Here is a 5,738-nt window from a genome sequence, read left to right as displayed (position 1 = left end):
GCCGACTGCAGCTCTCTCACATCGCACACGACGAGCGGTGTCATCTCATCGAGGTCGAGTGCCTTGCGCAGGGCCTCCGGGCTGTATTCGGGGGAGCCGGGGAAGTGGTTGACCGCGACCACGTAGGGCAATCCGGCTTCCTCCAGACGGCCGATGGCCTCCCAGGACTCGGTGAAGCGCGCGGTATCGACGAGGACCACACCGCCCAGCGCACCCAGCATCAGGTCCTCGACCATGTCGGCGAACCGTGCCTGACCCGGTGCGCCGAACAGGTAGAGCACGATGTCGGAGGCCAGGGTGAGGCGGCCGAAGTCCAGGGCGACGGTGGTGGTCTTCTTGTCCTCCAGGCCGTGCAGGTCATCGACAAGCTCACCGGCTTTCGTCATGTGTTCCTCGGTGGACGCCGGGCGGATCTCGGACACGGCGCCCACGAGTGTCGTCTTGCCCACACCGAAGGGGCCCAGGACGATGACCTTCACCGAATGCTCGACTGTGGGGGACAGGTAGCGGCCGTCAGAGATTGTTGAGCCCATGCAAGATCCTCTCCAGCAGGTGGCGGTCGTGCTGCTGCGCGGCAGGCACGGGGGAGCGGCTTATGAGGTGGCCGCTGTCGACGAGGTCGGCGACCAGGACCGCCGTAACGGCCCCGGGCAGGCGCAGATCGGCGGCGACCTCGGCGAGGGACAGCCGGCCGGGCAGGCAGTGCTGCATCACCCGGTGAGCGTGAGGGTTGAGCCCGTGCAGTGGCTTGTCGGCGTCGGCGATCAGCAGCGTGGCCAGGTCCAGGGTCCGGCGGGAGGGGATGGCCCGCCCTCCGGTGGGCGTGTAGGGCCGAACCATCCCCCCGCGCTGCCGGCCTCGGGGAGTCACGTCGTCCCGCGGGCGGTCCGCGCCCGGGCCGACAGCGCCGGCCGCAGCCCGGCAATGGCCTTGATCGCCGCACTGGCCGCGGTGACAGCCTCTTTGCTGGTCATGTGCTGGGTGACGGAGACGATCACGGAAGTGCCATGACCTGCGCCGAAGATGAAGATGGACGTGTCATCCAAATCAAAGACGATCTTCTTGGGTTTCGTGCCGGCACAGGAGGCGAACTCCGCGATGCTCTTCCCAACCGAGAAGGCCGCCGCCGCGCTGGCTGCCGTGCGATCGGCCACGGCCGAGTCCAAGCCCTCGGAGACGGCAAGTTTCAGACCGTCGTCGGTCAGCAGGAGCGCATGCAGCACCCCCTTCTCCCGGGCGATCTGGTTCAGGAACCAGGACATGTCGTGGGAGTCGGCGGTGGGCTGCTGGTACTGATTTTCAGCCATGTCGGTGCTCTCCTTCGGTGGGAGGGGGGAATTCGCTCTCGCGCATGGCCGGTCCCAGATCGGCCAGGCCCCGCGAGAAAGCCTCGGGATCATCCAGCGGCGTCTCCTCGCTCGCGGGCGGCGGGCTGGGGGTTTCCCGGCGGGAGAGGCGACGGCGCTGCGGCAGGTCGGGAACATCGGGGGAATGCCGCACGGTCGCCGCGGGGCCGAAGCCGGGCGCCGTAGGTGCTGCCTGCTGGGGCTGGGTGGATATCGGGGGGCCGGTGATGGCGTGAAGGGCCGACTCGCGCTCGGCGTTGATCTCCTCCTCGGTCGGACCGCGGCCCAGAAGCGCACGGGGGACAAGCAGCACAGCGCGCACGCCGCCGTAGGGCGAAGGGCTGCTGACATCCACGCTGAAGCCGTACTCCGCAGCGAGCCGCCCGATGACCGGGAAGCCGAGCTGCAGGGTGTCCGGCAGTGTCGTGAAGTCGATGACCGTTCCCTGAGAAAGGAGCCGGGCGGCCTCCTGCCGCTGGTAGATGTTCATGGACAGGCCGCGGTCGTCGACGAAGATGTAGTACCCGGTCTGGGACGGCTGGACAGCGACAGAGACCTGACCCTCCGAGTACGCGGTCGCATTCGACAGCAATTCAGTGAGCGCGACAGTGACCGGCTCGACGTTGCAGCCCTCCAGCCACACCTCTCCCGTGCTGAGCTCGTAGATGTAGTCCACGCGCTGGTAGGCGTCGATGCGGCCGCGCGCGGACTCGATGACCTCCCGGAGCGTGCAGTCCGCCCGCTGCAGCCCGGGCCAGGACCCGGTGAGGATGCGCGTGCGCTGCAGAGCGTGCAGTCCGCGGGTGACCAGATGGTCGATATCCATCAGGCTCTGGTGGAAGGCCGTGTCTGTGGGGTACCGGTCCATCTCCTCCATCGCCTTGATCTGACAGCGGTGCAGGAACGTCTGCGTCTCGTCCATCACGTCGCGCACCGATGACCGGGCAGCGAGCCCGATCCGCTCCTGCGTGAGGGATACGGCTTCCTCCACCAGCCCCATCACGGCCTGGTGGTACCCATCGAGGTGTGTGCCTGTCAGCTGGTCCAGGCTGAGACCGGGCACCTGCACGCCACGGTGACCGCGGGCAACAGCATCGACCAGAGCGGGCAGGCGCGCCTGCGCGAGGTGCCTTGACTCCGCGTCCAAGTCATCGATGACCTGGCGGGCGTCGGCGAGTTCCCGCGTTCGCGAACCGAGCTTCGCAGTCAAAGTCCGCTTGGTTTGGCTCTGTCGGACGAGACCCACCGCAGTGGCGGCAAATCCACCGCCGAACAGGGCGGTTATGGCGATGAGCGGGTCGATCATGAAAGGTCCTCGCAGTGAGTTTCACAGGCATACGGTCGGAGGCGTCGTGCTCCGGACCGGCGAAAGTGTTGGCGCCCCAACGCGGTACGCGGCGCCGGCGAGGCAGTCAGCCCGCCTCTGCGGGAGCCGCCGGATCGGACCTGGCGGAAGCTCTCCCGCACGGTCGCCAGCAGACCCGTACATCCACCACGCAGGAGGTCTCGCCGACTCCGCTCACATGTCGCATCCGACACGGCTACGACACCCCCGCGCGAAATCCGACACGGGGAGCGGGATCCCAGATCACAGGCGCTGTGACCCGCTCCAGGTTGTCCAGATAGGCCGCGCTGCCCACCAGGCCGATATGGCTGAATGCCTGCGGATAGTTGCCCAGCTGCCGTCCGGCGACCGGGTCGTACTCCTCCGCGAGCAGTCCCAGATCGTTGCGCAGTTCGAGCAGCCGCTCGAACAGAGTGCGGGCTTCGGCGACCTGGCCCGTGAGGGCGAGGGCGTCGACCAGCCAGAACGAGCACAGCAGGAAGGCGCCTTCGTCGCCGGTGAGCCCGTCGACACCCTTCTCGTCACCAGCGGTCGGGTAGCGGTGGACCAGGCCCTGCGGCGTCGCCAGCTCACGGCGCACCGCCGCTACGGTGCCCACCACACGCGGATCGTCCGCCGGCAAGAACCCCGTACGGGGGATCAGCAGCAGGGCGGCATCCAGTTCAGAGGATCCGTAGGACTGGGTGAAGGTGTTGCGCACCGGATCGAAACCTTCGGTGCACACCTCGTGGTGGATCGCCTCGCGCAGCTCCATCAGCGCTACCAGGTCGGCACTGAGCGCACCCGCCTCGGCCAGGCGAATCGTCCGGTCCACGGCGACCCATGCCATCACCTTGGAATGCACGAAGTGCCGGCGATCGCCGCGGATCTCCCAGATCCCCTCATCAGGCTGCTGCCAGCGCTCCGACAGGAGCTCGATAAGCCGCTGGTGCAGGAGGGCGGTGTCCGCGCAGTGGGCGACACCGCTTTCGTGCGCGAGGTACAGCGTCTCGATCACCTCGCCGTACACGTCGAGCTGCACCTGATTGGCCGCGCCGTTTCCGACACGGACCGGGCCGGAGCCCTCGTACCCGGGCAGCCAGCCCAGTTCCCGCTCGGGCAGATCGCGCTCCCCTTTGATTCCGTACATGATCTGCAGGTTCTCCGGATCACCGGCGACCGCCCGCAGCAGCCAGCGACGCCACGCCTGCGCTTCTTGTTGGAATCCGGTGGCCAGCAGGGCGGCCAACGTGGTCGCAGCGTCGCGCAGCCAGGTGTAGCGGTAGTCCCAGTTCCGGTTGCCGCCGATGGCCTCCGGCAGCGACGTGGTCGGCGCTGCGACGATTCCGCCGGTGGGGGCGTACGTCATCGCCTTCAGCGTGATCAGCGACCGGACGACCGCTTCGCGATACGGCCCCTGGTAGGAGCACTGACTGCTCCAGTCCTGCCAGAACGAGAGGGTCTCGGCCAGTGCCGTGTCCGGGTCCGGGACCTCCGGGGGCAGTGCGTAGGAGGGAGCCCAGCTCAGTACGAACGCCACGCTTTCGGCCTCGGCCACGGTGAAGGTACTGACGAGCGCCCCGTCCTTCTCCACCTGCTGAATGGAGGTGTCCAGCCACAAAGCGTCCGCGCCGGCCTCGGCGATCACCCGGCCGTCCACCTCGTGGATCCACGGACTGATGCGGCCGTAACCGGGACGAGGACGGAACACCGAGGTCATCGACACCTCGCCGACGATCCCCTCGACGATCCGGATCACCTGGGGCGCACCCTCACGCGGGGGCATGAAGTCGGTGACCCGGACTGTGCCCTGGGGCGTGTGCCACACCGACTCAAGGACGAGCGAATCGCCGCGATACCGCCGCTCGGCAACCGAAACCGGGGCAGCGTCAGCAACGACCGAAGCCGGGGCTATCTGCCAGGCGCCGTGCTTCGCCGTGCCGAGCAGGGCGGTGAAGAAGGCCGGTGAATCGAAGTGGGGCAGGCACAACCAGTCGATGGAGCCGTGGTCACCGACATGCGCACTGGTCTGCATATCGCCGATCAATCCGTACTGCTCAATGAGGCGTGTCATATGTCGGTACTCCGTAGTGCCAGGGATGTCTCAGGGTCGGTGGGCCGGGGCGGCCTGCAAGAGGTGGTGCGAGCGGGCGGTCAGAGGCCCGCAGGGCGCATGGCCGGATATTCGTCGTCCGCCTCTTCCTGGGCGGGAGTGTTTTCCGTGGTGCGGCGTGGGCCCAGGACGACAAGACAGGCCATCGCGCCGGTGATCGCCGTGATCCACGCAACGCCCTCAAGGGTCAGCCCGGAAGCTGCGGCCGGCCGCGCCTGGAAAGCAAAGGCAGCGGCGGACAAGGCGATCAGCCCGACGATGATCGCCAGAAGACGCGCTGTGTTGAGGCTGGTCCTCCTCTGCTCTCTTCTGGCGGCGTAAGCCCTGACGGGGGCCGCCTCCGAAGGATGGACAGTGAGGAGACAGCGGGTTGCCTCGGCCAAACGCCTCAGGTGCACCAGGGACGTTTCACATCCCTCATGCGTAGGTTCCTCGCTCAGCTGCCGGGCTTTTGTCAGGGCGGGATTCCCGCAGGGCAAGGAGGCGCCCAGCTGGACGAGGTGCCCCCGAAGGCGGTGGAGGAGATCCGCAATGTCCTGAGCTGTCTCAGGGACAGGCGAGCCGTCTTCCAACACCAGGGCGACGGTCTCGGCCGCGGCCACCCAGGGATCGCGCCCCGGCCGGCCCGCCGGACGCAGGGACAGCTGACCGTTACGCCCCCGCACCCGGCGGCCGAAGAGGCTACGGGAAGGGCACGCTGCCGGTAAGAGAGACATCGCGGAACTCCTCTGTCGGGCCGGGCGGGTGCTGGCCGCGCCTTTCCTTCCGTAGGTCCGGAACGGGAGCTGTCGGCATGACCCCACGGTGCCGTGAATCGCTGCGCACTGGTACGCCGAACGGTGGCCACTTCTTCGCCACTTCATCGTCGGGGCAGCGCCGAACCGTAGGAGATATGAGTGGTTTGCCCGCGCTGCTGGAGGTGTCGGCGGAGGGCGAGGACGGCGAAGTGGCGAAG

The 5,738-nt window shown here is 67.8% G+C and carries 6 protein-coding genes; all 6 read right to left on the bottom strand.

Translation table 11 applies throughout. The features are described from left to right. The coding region (locus tag VN520_RS38770; protein WP_325751653.1) for a GTP-binding protein at positions 1-533 on the bottom strand (533 nt) is incomplete at its 3' end. Then, positions 514-840 carry a DUF742 domain-containing protein gene (locus VN520_RS38765; protein WP_325751652.1) on the bottom strand — a complete coding sequence of 109 codons (327 nt, stop codon included), beginning with the start codon at positions 838-840 and terminating at the stop codon, positions 514-516. The genes VN520_RS38770 and VN520_RS38765, both read right to left, overlap by 20 nt. 26 nt (positions 841-866) lie before the next feature. Continuing rightward, positions 867-1,307, bottom strand: coding sequence for a roadblock/LC7 domain-containing protein (locus VN520_RS38760; RefSeq protein ID WP_325751651.1), 441 nt, complete (start codon positions 1,305-1,307; stop codon positions 867-869). Then, on the bottom strand, positions 1,300-2,652 hold the full coding sequence (locus VN520_RS38755) for a histidine kinase (protein ID WP_325751650.1): 1,353 nt from the start codon (positions 2,650-2,652) through the stop codon (positions 1,300-1,302). The genes VN520_RS38760 and VN520_RS38755 overlap by 8 nt, the downstream gene beginning before the upstream one ends. Positions 2,653-2,887: 235 nt before the next feature. Next, entirely contained in the window at positions 2,888-4,744 is a 1,857-nt protein-coding gene (locus tag VN520_RS38750) for a glycoside hydrolase family 15 protein (protein WP_325751649.1), read from the bottom strand. Between the two features lie 80 nt (positions 4,745-4,824). Then, positions 4,825-5,499 (bottom strand): DUF6415 family natural product biosynthesis protein, encoded by a 675-nt coding sequence (locus tag VN520_RS38745; RefSeq protein WP_325751648.1) that lies wholly within the window; start codon positions 5,497-5,499, stop codon positions 4,825-4,827. Positions 5,500-5,738 lie beyond the last annotated feature (239 nt).

It is taken from the genome of Streptomyces sp. (assembly GCF_035563135.1).
GTDB lineage: Bacteria > Actinomycetota > Actinomycetes > Streptomycetales > Streptomycetaceae > Streptomyces.
This window is presented reverse-complemented; position numbering and strand designations above follow the sequence as displayed.